The following is a 20974-nucleotide window of genomic DNA, read 5'->3' as shown; positions in this document are numbered from 1 at the left end:
GCGATATCGGTTGACAGTGTGGAATCGGCCGCGGTGTGCGCTCAGCGGGCGGAGACCCGCTCGGCGTCCGCCGTCTTCACAGAGGGAATGCTCGCCGTGTCGGTCGGCACTTCGTGCTTGGGCAGCAGGAAGGCCAGAACCGTGCCGATCAGGGCGATGACGGCGGCGATGATGAAGCAGAGCTGGAACGACGCGGCCGTCGGGATGGCGTGGCCGTTCACGACCACGGCATTCGAGGCGAGGATCAGGCCGAGCACGGCAGCTGCCACGGTGGAGCCGAGGGTGCGCATGACCGAGTTCAGACCGTTCGCCGCGGCCGTCTCGTTCGCCGGCACGGCACGCATGATGAGCGTCGGCATGGCAGCGTAGGCGAACCCGACACCGAGACCGGTGATCGTGGCGATGAGCACGGCGTGCCAGACCTCGGTCATCAGGCCGACGGCCAGCGCGTACGCGATCACGATGAAGAGCCCACCGACCACCAGGCTCGTGCGCGGCCCTCGTGCGGCGCTGAGTCGAGCGGCGACGGGCGAGAGGAAGAACATCACGAGACCACTGGGGGTGAGGCAGAGGCTCGCCACGAGCAGGGTCTGGCCGAGCCCCACACCGGTGTCGGTGGGCGACTCGAGCAGCTGCGGCAGCACCGCGGCGCTGGCGAAGAAGGCGAATCCGACGGTGATGGAGGCGAGGTTCGTCAGCAGCACGGTGCGGCGCGCCGCGATCCTCAGATCGACAAGCGGGTTGTCGATGCGGAGTTCGTACACGCCGAAGACGAGCAGAACGAGAACACCGCCCGCGAGCATCCCGATCGTGGCGAGGCTGCCCCAGCCCCATTCGCCGCCCTTCGAGACAGCCAGCAGGATGCCCACCAGGCCGATCGCGAACAGCACCGCACCGATGAAGTCGAACGAGCCGCCCGAGCGGAGGGTGCTGACCGGCACGATGGTCCAGACCAGCACGAGGGCGATGAGCGCGAGTAGCCCGGAGAGCCAGAACAGGAAGTGCCAGTCGAGGTTCTGGGCGATCAGGGCGGAGATCGGCAGGCCGACGGCGCCGCCGATTCCGAGCGTCGCGCTCACCAGGGCGACCGCACCGCCGAGACGCTTCGGGTGGAGGACGTCGCGGAGGATGCTCACGCCGAGCGCGATCACACCCAGTCCGGTTCCCTGCAGGACCCGGCCCACGATCATCAGCAGCACGTCGCTCGAGAGGGCGGAGACCACGGAACCGACCAGCAGCAGAGCCAGCAGGGCGATGACGATGCGGCGCTTGCCGAACATGTCTCCGAGCCGGCCGCTGATGGGAATGGAGACGGCCGCCGCGAGGAGCGTCGCTGTCAGCACCCAGGTCGCGTTCGACGGGCTCGTGTTCAGCAGGATCGGCAGCTGGGGCACGATCGGCGTCACGAGGGTCTGCATGAAGGCGGCGATGAGGCCCGTGAAGGCGAGCGTGGCGATGATTCCGCGTTCGCTCTGTGGCTTCGTGAGGCGTCGCTTCTCACGTTCGGTCAGGATGCCCGAAGGGCTTGTCTGGGCATGGGTCACTGCCAACAGAACGCTGGGAACGGGCTGGGTATTCCCAACTGGTTAGTGTTGGTACATGAATCATCTCGCTCCGCGCAGCCAGCCGATCCGCACCGCCCTGTTGGGCTTCGGGCTCTCCGGGCGGGTGTTCCACGCGCCCTTCCTCGAGGCAGACGACGCCTTCGCGCTCCGTGTCATCGTCACCGGGGATGAGTCCCGGCAGGCCGAGGCCCGGCGGCTGCATCCGGATGCCCGCATCCTCTCGAGCGCGGCAGAGCTGTTCGAGGCGCCGGATGACATCGACCTCGTGGTGATCGGCACGCCCCCGGCCAGCCACCACGGCCTGGCGCGGACGGCCATCGAAGCGGGGATCGCCGTGCTCGTCGACAAGCCGTTCGTCGTGAACACGGAAGAGGGAGAGGAGCTCATCGCCCTCGCCGCGGAGCGCGGCGTGCCCCTGACCGTGTTCCAGAACCGGCGTTTCGACGCCGACTACCTGACGCTGGCGAAACTGATCGGCGACGGACGCCTCGCCGGGGTGAGCCGTTTCGAGTCGCGCTTCGAGTGGTTCAAGCCCGAAGGCGCCCGCTCGTGGAAGGCCGAGGCGACGGTTCTTCAGGGCGGCGGCATTCTCTTCGACCTCGGCACCCACCTCATCGACCAGGCACTCGACCTGTTCGGCCCGGCGGTCGTCGCCCATGCCGAGCTGGCGACCCGCCACCCGCGCTCGAGTGCTCCCGACGATGCGTTCCTCGTGCTCCGGCACGATTCGGGCGTGACCAGTCATCTGTGGATGAACTCCCTGGCCGCCCAGAAGGGCAACCGGTTCCACGTTCTGACGCCTCAGACGGCGTACACGAAGTGGGGCCTCGATGGGCAGGAGGCCGCGCTGAAGGGTGGTGCACTCCCGACCGACGCGGGGTTCGGTGTCGAACCGCCCTCCGCCTGGGGAGTGCTCGGTGTCGACGGTGACCCCGGACCCGTGGCCGTCGAACCCGAGCGGGGCGACTATTCCGGCTTCTACCGGCTGCTCGGTGAGGCGCTGGCCTCAGGCGGACCGCTGCCGGTGGATCCGCGCGATGCGCTCCGGGTGATCGGTCTGATCGAGCAGGTGCACCGTGAGGCGGCCAGCGTCTAGGGTTTCTGCATGACAGATCTTCCGGTGTCCGACCTCTCGTCCTCTTCCACGCTGCCCGTGATCGCCGTGACCGGGGCCACCGGCCGCATCGGTGGGGGTGTCGCGCAGCGTCTCGACGCGGTTGGCCGGGCCTTCCGGATGATCGTCCGCGACGCCAGCCGGGCACCCGCGTTCGACTCGCTCGACGTCACCGTCGGTGTGACCGAGTACGGCGATCCGCACGCGGCGCGGCAGGCGCTCGAGGGTGTCGATGTGCTGTTCATGGTGTCGGCAGCGGAATCCACCGACCGGGTCGCCGAGCACGTGCAGTTCGTGCAGTCGGCGATCGAGGCGGGCGTCGACCACATCGTCTACACCTCCTTCGTCGGCGCCGGCCCCGACGCGAGCTTCACGCTCGCACGCGACCATGGCGAGACGGAGGAGGTGATCCGGCAGAGCGGCCTCGACTTCACGTTCCTCCGCGACAACTTCTACCTCGACCTGCTGCCGCAGTGGGCCGATGAGAAGGGAGTCATCCGGGGGCCGGCGGGCGAGGGCCGCATGGCTGCGGTCGCCCGCGACGACGTGGCGGATGTCGCGGCGAAGGTGCTTCTCGATCCGGCCGCCCATCGCGGCGCGGTCTACGCCCTCACCGGCGGCGAGACGCTGAGCTTCGCGGAGGTCGCCAGCCGCGCCTCGGCCGTCACCGGACGCGCGCTGAGCTTCGTCGACGAGACCGTCGAGGAGGCCTATGCCTCACGGGCGCACTTCGACGCCCCGGCGTTCATGGTCGATGCCTGGGTGAGCACCTACACGGGCATCCGCGACGGCGAGCTGGCTGCAATCTCGGGCGACGTCGAACGACTGACCGGAAGGGCCCCGCGCACCCTCGAAGACGTGCTGGCGGGGCGCTGAGCGATGACGGACGGAACGGCCCTCTCGGGCTTCCTCGCGGCTCCGGATGACGCGCCGCGCGTCGACGTGCAGACGGGCCCGGGTGTGCTCCGTGGTTCGGTGGAGGGCGGCATCCGGCACTTCCGTGGAGTGCGCTACGCCCGGGCGGAACGGTTCGGCGCGCCGCAGCCCGAGGGGGCCTGGGAGGGCGTCCGCGATGCCCTGGTCGACGGGCCCATGTGTCCGCAACCGACCTTCGGCATGGTCATGCTCGCCCTGCCGAAGCGCGTGCCGCCGATGAGCGAGGACTGCCTGTTCCTGAACATCACGGCGCCCGACACCGCTGCGCCCGAAACCGCTGCGGCCGAAGCGCCTCGGCGCAGCGCCGCCGAACCGCTGCCGGTGATGGTCTGGATCCACGGCGGGGCCTATGTCAACGGCTCCGGCGCAGGGGAGATCTACGAACCGACCCGGCTTGTGCAGAGCGGCAACGTGATCGTCGTGGGCATCAACTACCGGCTCGGTGTGTTCGGGTACCTGCCGATCGAGGGGGTGTCCCCGGCCAACCTCGGCGTGCAGGACCAGCTCGCCGCACTCGCCTGGGTGCACGAGAACATCGCAGCCTTCGGCGGAGACCCGGATCGCGTCACGCTGTTCGGCCAGTCCGCGGGAGCAGACTCCATCGTCGAACTGCTCGCGATCCCCGAGGCCGACGGGTTCTACAACCGCGTCATCCTGCAGAGCGCTCCGCTTGGCCTGAACAGGGGGCGGGAAGCGATCGCAGCCCAGCTCGGCGCCGCCGTCGTGCGGGAGCTGGGGCAGACGTCGCCGGTCGACGCCACCACCGAGCAGCTGCTGTCGGCGCAGTTCGCGGCGCCCCGGGGCCTCACTGGCGACCGCCTCACGATCGGCATGCCGTTCGCGCCGACGCCCGGTGCATGGCCGGTCGCACCCGCGGCCGAACGTCAGGAGCGGCTGGCGCGCCGGGCCGCGGCCGTCGACGTTCTGGTCGGCTACACCCGCGACGACTTCACGCCGTTCTTCGACAGCGTGCCGGCGCTCAGGGCGGTTCGGGCATCCGCTGCCCTCCGACCGGTTACAGCGCCGCTTGCCGGAGGACTGACCCGGCGCGTGTTCGGTGCCCCGGCGCTGGCTCTAGCACGGCTCCTCAGCGAGAACGGCGGGCGGGTGTTCACCTACCGGTTCGACTGGCGACCGAAAGGAACGCCGTGGGGAGCGTGCCACTGCATCGACCTGCCGTTCGTCTGGGCCGACGAGGAGTTCTGGCGCGGCTCGCCGATGCTCGGCGGCGTGCTCTGGAGCGACCTCGAGGAGTTCGCCGTGCGCATCCAGCAGCAGTGGGCGCAGTTCGCCCGCGACGGCAGTCCGGATGTGGCGTGGCCGCCGTTCGACGCGAAACGGATGATCGGGCGGAGGTTCACGTTCTCCCCGAGGTACGCCTGAGAGCTCCCGCGCGGCGGCGTCCCGAGCATCCACAGCCCCCTGCAGAGCGAACCGTCCTACGATGAGAGGATGAGCACCGGTGCTTCCCCCTCAGAGATCGTCAGCAGCCTGCGTTCGTCGTTCGATCGAGGCATCACCAAGCCGTATGCCTGGCGCCTGAAGGCGTTGAAGGCGATGCGGTCCCTGCTGATCGAGCGGACAGCCGAGATCGAGGCGGCGCTGGTGGCGGATCTCCGCAAGAATCCGGCCGAGGCCCAGCTCACCGAGATCGGGTTCGTGATCGCGGAGCTCGACTACACGATCGCCAACCTCCGCCGCTGGCTCCGGCCGAAGCGGGTGCGCACACCTCTCCTGATCGCCCCGGCGTCGGCGTACACCGTCAAGGAGCCGCTCGGGGTCGTTCTCGTCATCGCGCCGTGGAACTATCCCGTGCAGCTGCTGCTGGTACCGATCATCGGGGCCCTGGCAGCCGGCAACGCGGTCGTGGCGAAGCCGAGCGAGCTCGCGCCCGCGACATCCGCGGTGTTCGCCCGGCTCTTCGCGCGCTACCTCGACAACCGCGCGGTCGCCGTGGTGGAGGGCGGAGTGCCCGAGACCACCGAGCTCCTCGCGGAGCGGTTCGACCACATCTTCTACACCGGCAACGCGCGGGTCGGTCGCATCGTGCTGGAGGCCGCCGCGAAGAACCTCACGCCTGTCACCCTCGAGCTCGGCGGAAAGAGCCCGGCCTACATCGATGACACCGTCGACCTGGAAGCAGTGGCCCACCGGCTCGCCTGGGGCAAGTTCATGAACGCCGGGCAGACCTGCGTCGCACCGGACTACGTGCTCACGACCGCCGCCATCGCCCGGCGCCTGGAGCCGCTGCTCGTCACGGTCATCGAGGAGTTCTACGGCGCCGACCCGGCGACCAGCGACAGCTACGGTCGCATCGTGAACGACGCGCAGTTCGAACGCCTCACCGGGCTCCTCGACGGCATTCAGGGCAGTGAGCGGATCGTTGCGGGCGGCGAGTCGGATGCCCGCACCCGCTACATCGCCCCGACTGTGATCTCGGGCGTCCGCCGGGACTCCCCGGTGATGGCCGCGGAGATCTTCGGGCCGCTGCTGCCGATCGTCACCGCTGACTCCCTCACGGACGCGATCGCCTTCATCAACGCCGGGGAGAAGCCGCTGGCGCTCTATGCCTTCACGAATTCGAAGAAGGCGCGGCGCGCCCTGCTCACCCGGACGTCGTCGGGAGCCGTGTCGTTCAACGTTCCTGCGGCGCACCTGCTCGTGGCCGACCTGCCGTTCGGCGGGGTCGGGCAGAGCGGCATGGGGTCGTACCACGGGGAGAGGAGCGTCGCAGTGTTCAGTCACGAGAAGGCCGTGCTGAGCAAGATTCTGAAGCCCGACACGTTCAATCTGGTGTATCCGCCCTTCACGCAGAAGAAAGATGCGTTCATCCGTGGATTCCTCAGAAGACTGACCTAGCGCGAGTACTGTGGTGCGGGTGCCAGAGATCATCGAAGAAGAGACCGCCACCCGCACCGATTCCGCCACCCGCACCGAGACCGATTCGCTCGGGTCGGTCGAGATCCCCTTCGAGGCCTACTGGGGCATCCACACGGCCCGGGCGCTCGAGAACTTCCCCATCTCGAGGCGGCCCATCTCGGTCTACTCCGACCTCGTTGACGCCCTCGTGATCGTCAAGCAGGCCGCCGCTCGCGCGAACGCCGAACTGGGCGTGCTCGACCCTGAGAAGGCGCGCTTCATCGACGAGGCGTGCAAGCTCGTTCGGGCGGGTTCGTTCCACGACCAGTTCGTGGTGGGCGTCATCCAGGGCGGTGCCGGCACATCGACGAACATGAACGCGAACGAGGTTCTCGCGAACATCGCGCTGGAACTGATGGGCGAGGCCAAGGGCCGCTACGACCTGATGCACCCGCTTGACGACGTGAACCGCAGCCAGAGCACGAACGACGTCTACCCGACCGCGGTGAAGCTGGCCGTCGGCTTCGGGCTGAACGACCTGATCGCCGAGCACGAGCTGCTCCGCGCCAGTTTCGCGAAGAAGGGGCTCGAGTTCAACGACGTTCTGAAGATCGGTCGCACCCAGCTTCAGGATGCCGTGCCGATGACCCTCGGCCAGGAGTTCCACGGCTTCGCCACGACCCTCGGCGAGGACAACGCCCGCATGACCGAGACGGTTCCCCTGCTCTGGGAGATCAACCTCGGGGCGACCGCCATCGGCACCGGCATCACCGCCGATCCGCGGTATGCCGAGCGCGCCAGGTGGCACCTCCGTGAGCTGACCGGGTTCGAGTACGTCACGGCTCCCGACCTCATCGAGGCGACGAGCGACGCCGGTGTCTTCATGACCGTGTCGGGCATCCTGAAGCGCTCCGCCATCAAGCTGTCGAAGATCTGCAACGACCTCCGGCTGCTCTCGAGCGGCCCGCAGGCCGGTTTCGGTGAGATCAACCTGCCGGCACGCCAGGCCGGGTCGAGCATCATGCCGGGCAAGGTGAACCCCGTCATCCCGGAGGTCGTCAACCAGATAGCGTTCTCGGTCGCCGGCGCCGACCTCACGGTGACCATGGCAGCCGAGGGCGGCCAGTTGCAGCTGAACGCCTTCGAGCCCGTCATCGCGCACTCGCTGTTGCAGAGCGTCGCCTGGATGACGCAGGGCTGTCATACGCTCCGCGTGAACTGCGTCGACGGCATCACGGCGAACGTCGACCGGCTCGACCGGCTCGTCTCCACGTCTGTGGGTGTGGTGACCGCGCTCACTCCGTACATCGGCTACTCCGCCTCATCCGCCCTGGCCAAGACGGCCCTGCTGACCGGCCGGAACATCGCCGACCTCGTTGTGGAGGCCGACCTGATGACCCGCGAGCGTGTGACGAAGCTGCTCTCGCCCGCGCGGCTCTCGGGCCTCGAGACGATCACCAGCTCCATCCCGGTGATCGCCGCCGACGCCGAGGCCGTGATGAACCCCGGCGAGCCCGACCTCGACTGACCCCGTTCCTGCCTCCGCCCGCCGATGTCTGTCTCTCAGATCTCGTAGTCGGGGTCGGCGAGTTCCATGGCGCGGGCGCGGATGGCGCGGCCCTCGCTGATGTCCTGGTGCATGCGCCTGGCGAGGATGGCGTTCCGCTGCTCGTCGCGGGGGATCACCGGGATGACCTGCTCGGCCTCGACGCCCTTCAGGAGTTCCCGGGCCCGGGTGAGTTCGGCATCCACCTCCACACCGACCACCAGCACGAGGTTGGAGAGGAAGAGCCAGACCAGGGTGAGGATCGCCCCGCCGAGCAGCCCGTAGAACCTGTCGTACGAGGCGAAATGCGCCACGTAGATCGAGTAGGCGGCGGTGGTCAGGGCCCAGGCGGCGATCGAGAAGCCGGCGCCCAGCGAGAGCCAGCGCACCCGGCGCCGCCTGATGTTCGGCGTGCCGTAGTAGAGCACGATGACGGTGAACACGGCGAAGGCTGCGAGCAACGGCCACTTCAGCACGTTCCAGACATCGGCGGCGAGCGGTGGCCAGTGCAGGGAGTTCACGATGGTGCGCGCCACATCGGGGGTGACGATGACCGTGATGGCGATCACGAAGAGCATCACGATCAGGGCGAGCGACTCGACCAGCATCAGGATGCGCAGCTTGAAGAAGCGTCGGCCCTCCTCGATCTCGTAGATACCGTTCACCATCCGCCCGAAGGCCGTGGCGTAGCTCGCGACCGTCCAGATCGTGAGGGCGATGCCGGCGACGAGCGGGATGACCGGATCCGGCGTCCGGGTGAACTGCTCGAGGGCGAGCCGGGTGGTCTGCAGGGTGGCCTCGGGCACGAACGAGTCGATGACGCTCAGGATGACCTTCACCACGTCGCCCTCCGGGTCGAGGAGGCTGACGATCGACACGATGGCCAGCACGGAGGGGAAGAGCGCGAGTGCCGAGTAGAAAGTGAGGGCGGCGCCCGAATCGATGCCACGGTGCAGGATGAACCCGTGATACGTGCGTCGGGCGGCGTAGAGCAGCGCGTGCCGGTCGAGCTCACGGTACTCGGCGTGGCTGCTCCGTTCGCGGAGTCCGGGCTTGGTGAGGCCGGCGAGAGGGTTCAGCACGTCGTCGTCGGCGCTCACGTGCGCCCGGTTCCGCTGTGCCCGGTCCCGTCGTGACCGGAACCGCTGTTCGCCGTTCTTCCACGCGACCTCACCCTGAGCGGCAGAACCACCCAGAGGGAGGCGAGCACGACCAGGGCCGCACTGCCGACCACCAGCGCAGCCGTGTCACCGACCACCACGTCGAAGACGAAGGTTATCGTTCCGGTGAGCACGAGTGCGACCACCGCCAGAGTGACGATGGCCAGGCCGTTGCCGGTATCGACGATCTGGCGCTTGTCGCCGAGCCGGAAGAGAGCCCGGTGCACGCTCACCGGTGCGAGCGCGAGGGCGGTGGCCAGGGCCGCTCCGATGACGAGACAGAGATACAGGGTTCTCTGGAAGGGCGTGAGCGACGGGAACTGTGCCTGGAACGGGAGGGTGAGCAGGAATCCGGTGAGGATCTGGGTGCCCGTCTGGATGACGCGAAGCTCCTGCAGCAATTCGGTCCAGTTGCGTTCGAGCTTGCTCGTCTCCGATTCCGATTCGGGTGCGGGTTCGTGCACGGGTTCGCTCATCCTGCGATTCTATTGTTCGACGACTCGTGCGGCCTGCCGCCGCCCAGTATGCTCGAATAACATCTGATCTGAGGAATCATCATGACGATTGCGTCCGTCGGAGGCACGCCTCCTGCCGTTTCACCGAGCCCCGCCGAGGCGCCGCCCACCCCGGTCTGGTCGGCACCGACCCCGAAGAAGCCGGTCAGCACCGGATTCGTGCTGGGAGTGATCGTGCTGTGTGTGCTCAGTTTCGTGTTCCTGTTGGTGCTCGGCTACGTGATGCTCTCGATCGGGCCCGTCGCCGCTCTCATCTGCGGAATCATCGCGCTCATTCCGCTCACCGTGGTGCTGCTCGTCGTGCGGCTCATCGACCGCTGGGAGCCCGAGCCCCGCGGCGCCCTCTGGTTCGCGTTCCTCTGGGGGGCCGCAGCATCCGTGGCCCTCGCCCTGCTGGTCGACGCCGGCGTGCAGATCCTCGTCTATGTGGCCAGCGACGGGCAGGCCGTGCCGAGTGACGTCTTCGGCGCCGTGGTGCAGGCGCCGATCGTCGAGGAGAGCGCGAAGGGCCTCGGCGTGCTGCTCATCTTCCTCGTGCTGCGGCGCACGTTCGACGGTCCCGTCGACGGCCTGGTCTACGCCGCGACCGTCGCGGGAGGCTTCGCGTTCACCGAGAACATCCTCTACTTCGGATCGTCGCTGATCGAGGGCGGGGGAGTCTCGCTGGGGGTCACGTTCGCGCTCCGCGGCATCATGGGACCGTTCGCCCACGTCATGTTCACCTCCTGCACCGGCATCGCGCTCGGTTTCGCCTCCCGGCGCCGCGGGTTCTGGCCGGTCGCCGGGCTGTTCCTCGCGGGGCTGTTCTGCGCGATGCTGCTGCACGCCCTCTGGAACGGAAGCACGGTCGTCGCCGAGGGCATCGAAGGATTCCTCTTCGCCTACGCGGTCATCCAGGTGCCGCTCTTCGCCGTGGCGATCGTGGGGGTGGTGCTCCTCCGCCGCGCGGAGGCGAGGCTCACCCGCGCACGGCTCACCGAATACCAGGAGGCGGGCTGGTTCGTGCCGGCCGAGGTCGACATGCTCTCGACCGGCCGCGGGCGCCGGTCGGCCACGGCCTGGGCGCGCCGGCAGCCTGTTGCGAAGACAAAGCAGATGCGCCGGTTCATCCACGATTCGACGGCCCTGGCCTTCACCCGTCAGCGCCTCATCACGGGCCGCAACCGGATCGGCGTCGAGCAGCAGGAATCCGACCTGCTGGCCGCCGTCGTGTCCGACCGGGCCGCTCTGCTGGTCGGCTGAGCGCCACTGGCCGACCGAGCGCTACTCGCCCGCCGAGCGCTGCCGGGCCGCCGGGCCTTCGTGGCCGGGCTAGAATTGTGTGCCGGATTTTTTAGGGGTGCACACGTGGTTTCTTCCGAGCTTGATCGAGAGCGTGACTACGTTGCGACTCTCTATGCGCGCCTCGACGAGCTGCGGACGGATGCCCAGCGGCAGCTCGAGCGGGTGCACCGCCAGGATGTGGGGGGCAACCACCAGAGTCGCTCAGAGCGCGATGCCTTCGCGAGGGTGTTCGAAGACCGCATCGTGCAGCTGAACGAGGTGGACGAACGCCTGGCTTTCGGTCGCCTCGAGGTGGCCGAGCCCGAGCGCGGCGATGGTGGAGCAGGCACCGTTGCCGGCGCAGCCGACACCGACGACGACGGGCGCTTCCGTTACATCGGTCGCATCGGCCTCAGGGACGAGAACCTGAGGCCGATCCTGCTCGACTGGCGCGTGCCGCAGGCGGGCCCCTTCTACCAGGCCACGGCGGCCACGCCGATGGGCATCCGGTCCCGCCGGCACCTGCTCAGCCGGGGCCGGAAGATCGTGAAGATCGAGGACGAGATCTTCGACGGCGCCTCGATCACCGACGACGAGGCGAGCGCGCTGCAGGGGGAGGGTGCACTGATGGCGTCACTCTCGGCCGAGCGCACCGGCCGGATGCACGACATCGTGGCGACGATCCAGGCCGAGCAGGATCGCATCATCCGTTCGGAGCTGCCCGGCGTGCTCGTCGTACAGGGCGGACCAGGTACGGGCAAGACCGCTGTGGCGCTGCACCGGGCGGCCTACCTGCTGTATTCGTTTCGCGATCGGCTGCGCTCCTCCGGAGTGCTCGTGGTCGGTCCGTCGCGCGCGTTCCTGCAGTACATCGAGGCGGTGCTGCCGAGCCTCGGCGAGACCGGAGTCGTGCTCGCGAGCGTGGGCCAGCTCTACCCGGGAGTCGACGCGACGGTCGAAGATGCGCCCGAGGTCGCGAGGGTCAAGGGCGCCACCGAGATGGCGTCGCTGATCGAGCGTGCCATCCGCTCCCGCCAGCAGGTGCCCAATGAGGCGCAGGTTCTCGACGTGAACGGCGAGTCGCTCACCCTCGAGCCGCACGTGATCGCCACGGCCATCACCCGGGCGAACGAGAGTCGGAAGCCGTACAACGAGGCGCGGGTCACTTTCGTCAAGACGGCTCTGAACGACATGACCCGATCCCTCGCCGCGCAGCTGCGTTCGCACGGCAACACCGTCGACGAGGACGACTACGGGATGCTCCGCGAAGACCTCCGTTCGGCGTACGACGTGCGTGTGGCGCTGAACACGGCGTGGATTCCGCTCACCCCGCAGAAGCTCCTGCAGGATCTCTATGCGCGCCCGCAGTGGCTAGCCGGCCTCACCCCGAACTGGAGTCCCGAGAAGCGCGCGCTCCTCCGCCGGGGCCGCGACGCCCCGTTCACGGTCTCCGATGTGCCGCTGCTCGACGAGGCAGCGGAGCACCTGGGTGAACACAACGACCGGAATGCCGCCGTCGACCGCGAGGCCAAGAAGCAGCGGAAGCGCGATGTCGAGAACGCCGAGAACGCCATCCGGAACATGGATGTCGAAGGGCTCGTGCACGCCGAAGATCTGGCCGACACCTTCGCCGAGCAGGCGTCGCGGGCGACCACGGCCGAGCGGGCTGCGGCCGACCGCACCTGGACCTACGGTCACATCGTGGTCGACGAGGCGCAGGAGCTCTCGCCGATGCAGTGGCGCCTCCTCCGGCGCCGCGGGCCGCTCCGCTCGTTCACGATCGTCGGCGACATCGCCCAGGCCAGCGCGGCATCGAGCGCGCGCAGCTGGAGCGAGGCCGTCGCGCCGCTCGTCGGCCGCACGAAGCAGGGCGAGGGCTGGCGGCTCGAGGAGTTGACGGTGAACTACCGGACCCCCACCCAGATCGCCGAGGCCGCCCAGGAGATGGCCGAGCGTCGGGGCCTGCCCGTGACCCGCTCGACGTCGGTGCGGGAGAGCGAGTGGCCGATCACGACGGTGCGCTCGACTCTCGAAGCGGTGCTGGCGGACCGACGGATCGCGTCCCTCGGAACGACCGGTGTCATCGTGCTGCCCGACCTGCTGCAGAGCACGTTCGACACGCTCAGCGCGGCCCTCCCCGGCGAGGTGGGTCTCGGGGCGGCCGGGCTCACCCGTCAGGTCGCGGTGATGACCCCGCAGGAGGCGAAGGGGCTGGAGTTCGACTCGGTGGTGATCGTGGATCCCGAGCGCATCCTCACCGACATCCCGCGCGGTGCGTCGGCGCTCTACGTGGCGATGACCCGGCCGACGCAGCGGCTGACCTTCGTGGTCGAAGCTGACGTGGTTGGATAGAGCTATGACAGATCTCAACACCAAGCCAGAACTCGACGCCCCCGACGGCCCCGCCCCCGAGGGTCTCGAAATCCTCGACATCGTCGAAGGCGACGGCCCCGAAGCCACCGCCGGTTCGACCGTCGATGTGCACTACCTCGGCGTCGACTACGAATCCGGCGACGAGTTCGACTCGTCGTGGAGCCGTGGTACCTCGATCAACTTCCCGCTCCGTCAGCTGATCGCGGGCTGGCAGCAGGGCATCCCCGGCATGAAGGTCGGCGGTCGCCGCAAGCTCACCGTTCCGCCCGCACTGGCCTACGGTGCTGCGGGTGGCGGTCACGCGCTCTCCGGCCGCACCCTCATCTTCGTCATCGACCTCAAGGGCGTCAGCTAGGCACCCTCCACATCTTCAACGTCAGGCTCGCCGCCACCGGGCCGTCCACAGGACCCCGGGCGGCGAGCCTCTTTTCATGGTGGTAGCGCACCATCAGCTCAGGGGGTCTGCGCCTCGGGGGGTCTGCGACTCAGGGGGTCGGTGCCAGGGCGTCGTACTGGCGGAACCGCTTGTTGCCCCGCACGATCGCCAGAACCAGCACGACGATGAAGACGCCGCCCATCAGCGGGGGGATCCACAGGAAGGCGAACGCCGACAGGATGCCGATGTAGGCATCGCCGAGGCGCGGGCCGCCGGTGACGACCACCATGAAGACGCCCTGGATGCGTCCCCGCATTCCGTCGGGCACGGCCGCCTGGAGGATCGTGTTGCGGAAGATCGCGCTCACATTGTCGGCGGCTCCCGATCCGGCGAGCATGACGGCAGCGACGATGAGCGCCGGGATGTTCGCATCGGTGATCGACTCGGTGATGCCGTGGAGGCCTGTTCCCGACGACACCAGCAGCACCAGGCCGAACCCGGCTATGAACAGGCCGTAGACCGTGATGGCGCTGCCGACCGCGCGGCCCTGCCAGCGAACGTGCCCGAGGCGACCCGAGAGGATGCTGCTGAAGAGTGCCCCGATCGCCGCAGCCGCGGTGAGGATGCCCACGGTGATCGCCCCGCCGCCGAGCAGCACGGCGCCGACCGCCGGGAACAGCACCCGGGGCTGGCCGAAGGTCATCGCGATGATGTCCAGGATGAACGTCATGCGCACGTTCGGCGCGCTCTTCAGAAAGCGCATGCCGTCCACCAGCGACGCGAACCCGGGCCGCTTCAGGTCGCCCTCCGGCACGATCTTCGGCAGCGAGACGATGCCTGAGAAGGCGGCCACGAAGAGCACGACGTCGACGGTGTAGGTCCACTGGAATCCGACCGTCGCCACCAGCACACCGGCCAGCGCGGGGCCGATGGTGATCTGGGCCCCGACGCTGATGCCGTTCAGAGCCGATGCTGCCGGCAGCAGTTCCTTCGGCAGGAGGCGCGGCACGATCGACTGGCGGGTGGAGCCGATCACGACGGCAGCGACCGCGATGACCGTGGCGAGCAGGTAGAACGGCCAGACCACATCGATCCGCAGCCACGCGAGGGAGGCCAGCACGGCGGTCGACGCCCAGGCGACGACACCGGCGACCAGAGCGACCAGTCGACGGTCGAACGAATCGGCGAGGATGCCGCCGTAGAGTCCGAAGACGATCATCGGCAGCAGCGCGATGATGCCCACCAGCGACACGGCGAACGTCGACTGGGTGAGGTCGTAGATGTGCAGGCCCACCGCGACGATGGTCATCTGGCCGCCGATGCCCGAGATGGCGGCGCCACCCCAGAGCCTCGCGAAGGCGGGACTCCGCTTCAGGGGGGTGAGGTCGACGAACCGGCTGCGCGTGGGTGGCGCGGGTGTCGAAGAACCGGGTGAGGGCGCGGCTGCGGGTCTCCCCGGGACCTCGCTCACAGGTCGAGGCGCTTCTGCACCGGGCCCGGGACGAGATCCAGGAACTCAGGGTGTGTGCGGATGTAGCCGGCGATCTCTCCGCGGAACCACGCCTCGTACCGCTGAGAGCCGGGGTTGTCGCGAACCTCCACGCTGTCTCCCGTGGGCTGGGTCATGAGGCGTCCGACCGGCCGCCGGCCAGGTCGGGGTGGTGGATCGCCGCGACATCCGGATGTGCGCGGAGCCTCGACTTCAGGGCGTTCTCGCCGTAGGTGTTGTAGATCGGGTTCCGGGGGTCGAGGGTCACCCCCGCGGCATCCCGCGCCAGCTCGGGCGGAAGCGGGAGAGCGGGCACCTTCGCATCCAGCGCGGGGCTGTAGAAGAACGGGATCGAGATGCGGTCATCACCGATCCGGGGTGAGATGACCCGGTGCACGGTGGCCTTGAGGTAGCCGTCGGTCGCGACTTCGAGCAACTCGCCGATGTTGACGACGAACGTTCCGGGCAGCGGGGGAGCGTCGATCCACTCGCCGTCCTTCTCGACCTGGAGGCCCCCTTTGCCGTCTTCGACGAAGAGCAGGGTGAGTACGCCGGAGTCCTTGTGCGCACCCACGCCCTGCTGGGGTTCGGGGTCGCTCTTGCCGGGGTAGCGAACGATCTTGATCAGCGGGAAGGGCTTGTCGGCGAAGGCCTCGTCGAAGACATCGGCGGGGGAGCCGAGCGAGACCGCCCACGCGCGCATCAGGGTGAGGGCCACCTCGGAAAGGGCCTCACGCCACTCACTCATCACCTCGCGGAGCTCGGGCAGGGCGGCCGGCCACTGGTTCGGGCCCTCCAGTCGCCAGTAGTCGGCGACACCGTCGGAACGGTCCACGGGCTCGCGTTCTGCGCCGATGTCGATCTGTTCGCGCCAGTCGACCTTTCCCTGGGTCAGTTCGCCGCCGACGCGGGTGTAGCCGCGGAACTGCGCGCTCTGCAGGTTCTCGATCGCCAGCTTGTCGGCCTCGGGAAGCGCGAAGAACTCTCTGGCCGTTCCGATCACCCTGTCGATGAGAGGTTGCGGAACCCCGTGGCCGGTGAGGTAGAAGAAGCCGAATTCGTGGGTCGCCTGACGGAGTTCGGAGCGGAATGCCTCGGCTTCGGTGTCGCCCCGGTCGAGCCGGGAGAGATCGAGGACCGGCAGACGGAGGTCGCTGCCAGCCGCGAGGGACGTAGTGATTGCCATGGATCAACGATAACGTCGGGGGACCGACCCCCATCCCCGCGGAGAGAAATATGACGCTTCGAGAACAATCGTGACGCTCGCTGATGACGTGGCACCCGGTCTGACCGGGATCGAACAGTTGAAGGCCCTCATCGATGCCGGTACGCAGCCCAACATCGGCCGCACGATGAACTTCGACCTCATCGAGGTCGGCGAGGGCACGGCCGTCTTCACGGGCACACCGACCGCCGACGTCTACAACCCGATCGGTTCCGTGCACGGCGGTTACGCGGCGGCGCTGCTCGACTCGGCGTGCGGCTGCGCCGTGCACTCCCTGCTGAGAGCGGACCAGGCGTACACCACGCTCGAACTGAAGGTGTCGTACCTTCGCGGCATGACGGTCGACACAGGCGAGGTGCGCGCAACGGGCCGGGTGATCAAGATGGGTGGCCGGGCCGCGTTCACCGAGGCGACGCTGACGGATGCCCAGGGGCGCCTGCTCGCGACAGCGACGTCGACGCTGCTGGTCATCCAGCGATGACGGGCGGCACTGCGCAGCGTCCCTCCGCAGAGTCTCTACGCAGCGGCTGACCGGATGCCGGGTTACGCCTTCGACGCGTTCCAGTCGTCGGCGCGTTCGACGTATCCGCTCAGGATCTCGATGAAGTCGGCGTCGGGAACGTGGTTCGGGTTGACGTCGTATTTGTCGAGCTCGCGCTGCAGGCGCTCGATCTCCGAGTCGATCTCGAGAACGGCCAGGGCGTTCGACTGCGCGTTGTCGAGGTTGACCAGCATGTCGAGGGATTTCTCGATATCGCTGCGTCCCCCGAATTCGTAGTTGCTCATGGCCCGAGTTTAGGGCGTCGGGGATCGTAGGCTGGTGATGATGAGTGACAGCGACCCCGCGCCCGGTGATTACGAGCTCCCCTATGACAGCGATGTCGAGGTCGACGACATCGAGACCGGGTCGCTCGAAGCTGTGGCGAGCTCTCGACCGGTGCACCTCCGCCCGATCTTCCTTCTGATCGTCGGTGTGGGCGGTGCCGCTGGAACGCTCGCGCGCTACACGCTGCAGCAGATGGTCGAACCGGTGGGCGGTGTGCCGGTCATCACGCTGGTGATCAACGCGGTCGGCGCCTTCCTGCTCGGCCTGCTGCTCGAGAACCTCGTGCGCCGGGGCGAGGACAGGGGCCGCCGCCGGGTGCTCCGGCTGCTGCTCGGAACCGGTGCTCTCGGCGGCTTCACCACCTACAGCGCACTCTCCGTCGACACCCTCACGCTCCTCCATGAGGGAAGGGTCGGCCTCGCCCTTCTGTACGCCATGGGCACCCTTGTGGCTGGCGTGGCGGCGAGCATCCTCGGAATCGCTGTCGGTATCCGGGCGAACCGGCGGGCGGATCGCCGTGCCACGGGTTCGGACAGTACAGGGGGTAAGCGCTGATGGCGGCACTTCTCCTCACCGTTCTGGTGGCTGTCTCCGGAGGCCTCGGGGCGATCATCCGCTTCGTCGTGGATGGGGTCGTCCGGTCCCGTCTCGGATCGCGATACCCTTTCGGTACGACGGTCATCAACCTCAGCGGAGCGATGCTCCTCGGCTTCGTCACGTCGTTGGCGCTCGGCCAGGTTCTGTCGAATGACTGGCGGCTGATGCTCGGAACGGGTCTGCTCGGCGGTTACACCACGTTCAGCACAGCGAGTTTCGAGACGGTCCGGCTTCTGCAGGCCGGCCGCTACGGAGCAGCCCTCTGCAATGGCGTCGGGATGCTCGTGGTCTCCGTGCTGCTGGCCGGTGCCGGATTCTGGCTCGGAACCCTCATCGCCGGTTCATAGCGGCTGCCCGGGCAATTCGGTGCTAAACTCGCAAGGTTGCCGTCGAACGGCCGCGGATCAAGAGAGCCCACACAATCTGTGATGGGCGCCGCGCAATGAGAGAAAAGGGGTCATCTATGCCACTTACGCCAGATGCCAAGAAAGCCATCATCGACGAGTACGCCACCCACCCAGGTGACACCGGTTCTCCCGAGGTGCAGGTCGCAATGCTGACCACTCGCATCCTCGATCTCACGGAGCACCTCAAGTTTCACAAGCACGACCACCACTCACGTCGCGGCCTGTTGCTGCTGGTCGGTCAGCGTCGCCGACTCCTCGGCTACCTGCAGAGCGTCGACATCGAGCGTTACCGTTCGCTGATCGCGCGTCTGGGCCTTCGCCGATAGATTGCGTCTGATTCAGACCGTTTCTTGGCGGATGGGCCGTTCCTCCTGCGGGAGGAGCGGCCCATTTCCATACCTCCCATGAAACGTAGACGACTTCCCCTCTGGCGCTGGGATCCCTTCCTCGCGGCGCTCGTTCTGGTGCTCTCGCTGGTCGCGGCGCTGTTCCAGCGGCTCGATCTCCCCGTCGTCAGCCCCCTCGCCCTCACCGTCCTCCTTCTCGCTGCGGTGGCCGCGGCTGTGCTGCTGGTGCTTCCGCTGTTCGTGCGGTCTCTCCGGCGCGACGGTGAAGGTTCGCTCGTGCTCACCGATCAGCTGAGGCTGGTTCCCCTGCCCGGAACGCAGACGTTCCCCGTCATCGACGGCCATCGGCACAGGGCCAGCGTCGAGGCGACGGTCGCCCGTGCCGGCACTGAGGTCATCGCGGTGCTGGTCCCGGGCGCGACAGCCTGGCTCGGGCGCGACATCCGGGTGGCCGTCGACGCCGTCGCTTCTGGCAAGGTGTACCGGGTCGGTTACCTGCCGAAGGAGATCGACCAGCAGATCGACTCGGCCCTCCGGCCCCTGGCGGCCCGCGGGGTGTACCGCACGGTGGAGCTCACGATCCGCGAGGTTCCTGTCGCGGTCCGTGTCTCACCGTTCAGCACCCGCGATACGCCAATCGAGCCCCGCAGGAGGAACTACCGGCTCGATGTGCGACTGGGCTCTGCCCTGAGTATCCTGCCCGAGTCGGACGCGGGCTCCGAGGCATAGGTCCTTCCTTCTGAGGGGAGGCGAGTCCAGCTCAGCGCGCCTGCGCCCTGCCGAAGTACTCGCCGCTGCTCGTGAGCCCGGCGCGCACTCCGGAGTCGCCGAGTTGCAGGTCGAGCGCGACCCAGGTGGTGAGACCGCTCGGATCGGGCTGTCGACCCAGGTAGCGGTTGTACATCGCCGCCACGCGCTTGCTGATGGTCTCGGTCGAGTCCCAGAACTGCGCGGTGACCCATGCCCGGCCCTGCTGGCGGGTGAGACCCGCCCAGAAGGCGTACTCCGATGCCCCGCCATCGCGCTCGAGCAGCGTGTTGTAGAGCGCCTTGGCGAAACTCGTGTCGGTGCCGCCATGCCGCTGGTAGTACTCGTCTGAGGCGTAGAACGATGTCTCGATGTCATCGGTCGTGATGACCCCGGCCTGCATCGCCCGCAGCCAGTTCTGGCGGCCGCTCTCCTCTGCCTGACGGCCGAGGATGTCCTTGTAGGCGGCATCGATCCGCTTCAGGCGGTACTCGTCGCTGTCGACGAAGCTGGCGGCGATGCTGGACCGGGGTGAGCCTGTGGCGAGGAACCCCTCCCAGAAATTGATGTCCGCCGCGCTCGGGAACCGATCGAGGTAGTCCTGGTAGAGCGCAGAGATGTAGTTGGCGTCGAGGGACGGCCCGCCGGTGGGGGTCTGACCGTTCGAGGCGAACAGGTGCAGCTGGGAGTAGTCGCCGTTGAACAGGTCCTGGTCGCCGGGGAATGTGCCGGCGCTGGCGTACTGCCAGATCGAGTAGTCCGACCATCCGGCGGGGAGGGTGCCGGCGCCGTCCGAGATGTTCTCGGGCCAGCGCGCAATGAACAGCGGATTCGCACCGAACGATGACGAGTTGCCGGTGCAGAGCTTCCACCAGTTCGTCGTGGTGTAGATCGCGGGGAGCACGCCCGTCCGCGCGAGCACCGTGTTCGAGAACTCGCGGATCCACGCCACCGTGACAGCCTGGCTCAGCCCGTAGCAGCTGTTCGTGTGGTCTGACCCGGTATAGGGGTCGTACTCGATGTCGAGCAGCGGCGGCAGCGTGCGCCCGTCAGGGCTCCACCGGCCGCCGTGGTCGACAAACCAGTTGGCCTGGACGGCACCTGTCGACTCGAAGGGATTCGCGAAGTGGTACGCACCGCGCACCATCCCGACGCCGGTCGCTCCCGACCACTGGCCCGCGAAGTGACTCGATGCGTAGTCGTTGCTCTCGGTGGTCTTGATGTAGGCGAATCGCGCGCCATTCGACCACGCGGTGTTCCAGTCGACGCTCTCCTGCCAGCCGCTCACATCCATGCCGAGCACGTGCGTGCCCGTTGCCGATGCCGCCGTGCGTGCCTCCGTCGCGACCTGCGGCCCGAGTGACGGGTCGCCCGGCTCCTCAGCGTCGAGTGTTGCACCCATCACATGGTCGTGCGCAGCATTCTGCTGCTCGAGCGAGGGCGCGCCATCCGGAGCCGACTCGGCATGGGCCACGGGCACACCGAGGAGCAGGAGGGCGACGGTGGCCAGTGCAATACCCGTGCGGGAGAGAGGTGACATCTGCTCAGTTTAGCACAACTACTCCCCGGGCGCGCCGCTAGGCGCATTCGGACCCCGGGAGTAGACTGGAGGTGCTACAAACGGAGCAG

At 68.0% G+C, this 20974-nt stretch carries 21 protein-coding genes; 13 read left to right on the top strand and 8 right to left on the bottom strand.

The window, feature by feature from the left end; translation table 11 throughout:
• Positions 1 to 41: 41 nt before the first annotated feature.
• Positions 42 to 1544, bottom strand: a complete 1503-nt coding sequence (locus tag B7R21_RS11040; protein ID WP_301182562.1) for an MFS transporter — start codon at positions 1542 to 1544, stop codon at positions 42 to 44.
• A gap of 55 nt (positions 1545 to 1599) precedes the next feature.
• Between B7R21_RS11040 and B7R21_RS11035 the strand changes: the two genes are divergently transcribed.
• The 5 genes from B7R21_RS11035 to B7R21_RS11015 all read left to right on the top strand — a co-directional run bounded on the left by B7R21_RS11035 (position 1600) and on the right by B7R21_RS11015 (position 8002).
• Entirely contained in the window at positions 1600 to 2661 is a 1062-nt protein-coding gene (locus B7R21_RS11035; RefSeq protein ID WP_116283315.1) for a Gfo/Idh/MocA family protein, read from the top strand.
• 9 nt (positions 2662 to 2670) lie between these two features.
• Positions 2671 to 3555: an SDR family oxidoreductase gene (locus B7R21_RS11030; protein ID WP_116283314.1), complete on the top strand. Its 885-nt coding sequence runs from the start codon at positions 2671 to 2673 to the stop codon at positions 3553 to 3555.
• A 3-nt stretch (positions 3556 to 3558) separates the two neighbouring features.
• Complete coding sequence (locus tag B7R21_RS11025) at positions 3559 to 4998, top strand: carboxylesterase family protein (protein ID WP_116283313.1); 1440 nt, start codon at positions 3559 to 3561, stop codon at positions 4996 to 4998.
• A 69-nt stretch (positions 4999 to 5067) separates the two neighbouring features.
• Positions 5068 to 6474, top strand: a complete 1407-nt coding sequence (locus B7R21_RS11020; RefSeq protein ID WP_116283312.1) for an aldehyde dehydrogenase family protein — start codon at positions 5068 to 5070, stop codon at positions 6472 to 6474.
• Between the two features lie 19 nt (positions 6475 to 6493).
• Positions 6494 to 8002, top strand: coding sequence for an aspartate ammonia-lyase (locus B7R21_RS11015; protein ID WP_253259756.1), 1509 nt, complete (start codon positions 6494 to 6496; stop codon positions 8000 to 8002).
• A gap of 35 nt (positions 8003 to 8037) precedes the next feature.
• Here the strand turns inward: B7R21_RS11015 and B7R21_RS11010 are convergent, their stop codons facing one another.
• On the bottom strand, positions 8038 to 9120 hold the full coding sequence (locus B7R21_RS11010; RefSeq protein ID WP_172592136.1) for a YihY/virulence factor BrkB family protein: 1083 nt from the start codon (positions 9118 to 9120) through the stop codon (positions 8038 to 8040).
• The gene (locus B7R21_RS11005) at positions 9117 to 9656 is read right to left on the bottom strand and encodes a DUF6328 family protein (RefSeq protein ID WP_116283310.1); all 540 of its coding nucleotides are present in this window, start codon (positions 9654 to 9656) and stop codon (positions 9117 to 9119) included. The genes B7R21_RS11010 and B7R21_RS11005 overlap by 4 nt, the downstream gene beginning before the upstream one ends.
• 81 nt (positions 9657 to 9737) lie before the next feature.
• Between B7R21_RS11005 and B7R21_RS11000 the strand changes: the two genes are divergently transcribed.
• From B7R21_RS11000 to B7R21_RS10990, 3 genes are all read left to right on the top strand, one after another.
• Positions 9738 to 10937 carry a PrsW family intramembrane metalloprotease gene (locus tag B7R21_RS11000; protein ID WP_116283309.1) on the top strand — a complete coding sequence of 400 codons (1200 nt, stop codon included), beginning with the start codon at positions 9738 to 9740 and terminating at the stop codon, positions 10935 to 10937.
• A 105-nt stretch (positions 10938 to 11042) separates the two neighbouring features.
• The gene (locus B7R21_RS10995) at positions 11043 to 13310 is read left to right on the top strand and encodes a HelD family protein (protein WP_116283308.1); all 2268 of its coding nucleotides are present in this window, start codon (positions 11043 to 11045) and stop codon (positions 13308 to 13310) included.
• Between the two features lie 4 nt (positions 13311 to 13314).
• Entirely contained in the window at positions 13315 to 13686 is a 372-nt protein-coding gene (locus B7R21_RS10990; RefSeq protein ID WP_116283307.1) for an FKBP-type peptidyl-prolyl cis-trans isomerase, read from the top strand.
• A 130-nt stretch (positions 13687 to 13816) separates the two neighbouring features.
• On the opposite strand, the gene B7R21_RS10985 is transcribed toward B7R21_RS10990, so the two are convergent.
• From B7R21_RS10985 to B7R21_RS10980, 3 genes are read right to left on the bottom strand one after another with little or no spacing between them, the layout of a single operon-like run.
• Positions 13817 to 15178, bottom strand: coding sequence for an MFS transporter (locus B7R21_RS10985; protein ID WP_172592135.1), 1362 nt, complete (start codon positions 15176 to 15178; stop codon positions 13817 to 13819).
• Positions 15175 to 15333, bottom strand: a complete 159-nt coding sequence (locus B7R21_RS20110) for a hypothetical protein (protein WP_172592134.1) — start codon at positions 15331 to 15333, stop codon at positions 15175 to 15177. The genes B7R21_RS10985 and B7R21_RS20110 overlap by 4 nt, the downstream gene beginning before the upstream one ends.
• Positions 15330 to 16382 carry an isopenicillin N synthase family dioxygenase gene (locus tag B7R21_RS10980; RefSeq protein WP_116283306.1) on the bottom strand — a complete coding sequence of 351 codons (1053 nt, stop codon included), beginning with the start codon at positions 16380 to 16382 and terminating at the stop codon, positions 15330 to 15332. The genes B7R21_RS20110 and B7R21_RS10980 overlap by 4 nt, the downstream gene beginning before the upstream one ends.
• Before the next feature lie 70 nt (positions 16383 to 16452).
• Between B7R21_RS10980 and B7R21_RS10975 the strand changes: the two genes are divergently transcribed.
• Entirely contained in the window at positions 16453 to 16902 is a 450-nt protein-coding gene (locus B7R21_RS10975) for a PaaI family thioesterase (RefSeq protein ID WP_253259755.1), read from the top strand.
• Positions 16903 to 16964: 62 nt separating this feature from the next.
• On the opposite strand, the gene B7R21_RS10970 is transcribed toward B7R21_RS10975, so the two are convergent.
• Positions 16965 to 17207, bottom strand: coding sequence for a hypothetical protein (locus tag B7R21_RS10970; RefSeq protein WP_116283305.1), 243 nt, complete (start codon positions 17205 to 17207; stop codon positions 16965 to 16967).
• Between the two features lie 40 nt (positions 17208 to 17247).
• Here B7R21_RS10970 and B7R21_RS10965 point away from each other — a divergent pair, with 40 nt between their 5' ends.
• The 4 genes from B7R21_RS10965 (at position 17248) to B7R21_RS10950 (ending at position 19327) form a co-directional block, all read left to right on the top strand.
• Positions 17248 to 17802 carry a fluoride efflux transporter FluC gene (locus tag B7R21_RS10965; RefSeq protein ID WP_116283304.1) on the top strand — a complete coding sequence of 185 codons (555 nt, stop codon included), beginning with the start codon at positions 17248 to 17250 and terminating at the stop codon, positions 17800 to 17802.
• Entirely contained in the window at positions 17802 to 18191 is a 390-nt protein-coding gene (gene crcB / locus B7R21_RS10960; RefSeq protein ID WP_116283303.1) for a fluoride efflux transporter CrcB, read from the top strand. The genes B7R21_RS10965 and crcB overlap by 1 nt, the downstream gene beginning before the upstream one ends.
• A gap of 116 nt (positions 18192 to 18307) precedes the next feature.
• Positions 18308 to 18577 (top strand): 30S ribosomal protein S15, encoded by a 270-nt coding sequence (gene rpsO / locus B7R21_RS10955; protein WP_104243121.1) that lies wholly within the window; start codon positions 18308 to 18310, stop codon positions 18575 to 18577.
• A gap of 78 nt (positions 18578 to 18655) precedes the next feature.
• The gene (locus tag B7R21_RS10950) at positions 18656 to 19327 is read left to right on the top strand and encodes a hypothetical protein (protein ID WP_116283302.1); all 672 of its coding nucleotides are present in this window, start codon (positions 18656 to 18658) and stop codon (positions 19325 to 19327) included.
• A gap of 31 nt (positions 19328 to 19358) precedes the next feature.
• Here B7R21_RS10950 and B7R21_RS10945 read toward each other — a convergent pair whose 3' ends face one another.
• Positions 19359 to 20885 carry a GH25 family lysozyme gene (locus B7R21_RS10945; protein ID WP_116283301.1) on the bottom strand — a complete coding sequence of 509 codons (1527 nt, stop codon included), beginning with the start codon at positions 20883 to 20885 and terminating at the stop codon, positions 19359 to 19361.
• Positions 20886 to 20974 lie beyond the last annotated feature (89 nt).

Origin of the sequence: Subtercola boreus, from assembly GCF_003399625.1 — a bacterium.
GTDB classification, from domain to species: Bacteria; Actinomycetota; Actinomycetes; order Actinomycetales; family Microbacteriaceae; genus Subtercola; species Subtercola boreus_C.
The sequence above is the reverse complement of the archived record's forward strand: the minus strand, read 5'-3'. Positions and strand labels throughout refer to the sequence as shown.